At 31.8% G+C, this 793-nt stretch carries 1 protein-coding gene; it reads right to left on the bottom strand.

From position 1 onward, the window contains the following. Positions 1-185: 185 nt before the first annotated feature. Positions 186-635, bottom strand: coding sequence for a cbb3-type cytochrome c oxidase subunit I (locus ACVCXO_RS02970; RefSeq protein ID WP_452228108.1), 450 nt, complete (start codon positions 633-635; stop codon positions 186-188). Between the last annotated feature and the right edge of the window lie 158 nt (positions 636-793).

Raw genomic sequence — 793 nt, 5'->3', positions numbered from 1 at the left:
AATTATTTATGTTTTAAGAAATTCAGTTTGTTGAAATTGAGGATTCTCGGCTATTTTTTATAACGTGTTTGTATATGGTTTGTTGCGTGGTTTAAGCAACTAATTTAGTAAATAATTACCGACCAAGAAAGTCCGCGAGGACTTTCGTAAGTAGGCGAGAAGCCAGCAATAAATTATATACGGTGTTAGCCATTGGTTTTATTCCGTTTACTTATTCCATTTATTATGTTAATCGGAAATACAATTTGGACTAATATAATTATTCCAGAAATCAGATAAACTATGATTTCTAAATTTTCATTAAAAGCGTATTTAGATAAAGTGTCCACATCAAATGACTTTAGTTTGAATTCGTTTAAAATCAGAATTATAAAAATTCCGCCAAAAGTCAGCGCAACGTGAATCAAGTTCAGCCGTTTAGAGAGGTTTCCGTTCACTTTTTTCGCAATCCAATAAATCAGTCCAATTATTCCGAAAAGAATTGAAATCAGCGTTGCAAAATGATAATTACTCATCACAAAATATGTGTCGTGAATATTTACAGTAATTCCTCCGTTTGCATTAAATCCGAGAATAAAAGTGATTACTGCAAATACAAGAAAAATAATATGTGGTCTTTCAGTTACTCGGTTCATTTAACTTGTGGCTAACGTGTTTGTATATGGAAAGTTGCGTTTTGGTACAGGCGGATTTTCCGAAGGAAAATCAGAAGTAACAAAAGAGCAACGACCTTTATTTAAGCACTAATCTAGCAATTTTTTATATACGTTGTTATAAAATGTAGCTAAACATC

The sequence above is a fragment of the Lacinutrix sp. MEBiC02404 genome, assembly GCF_053601575.1.
Note: the sequence above shows the minus strand (reverse complement) of the source record. Positions and strands in the feature narration are given on the sequence as shown.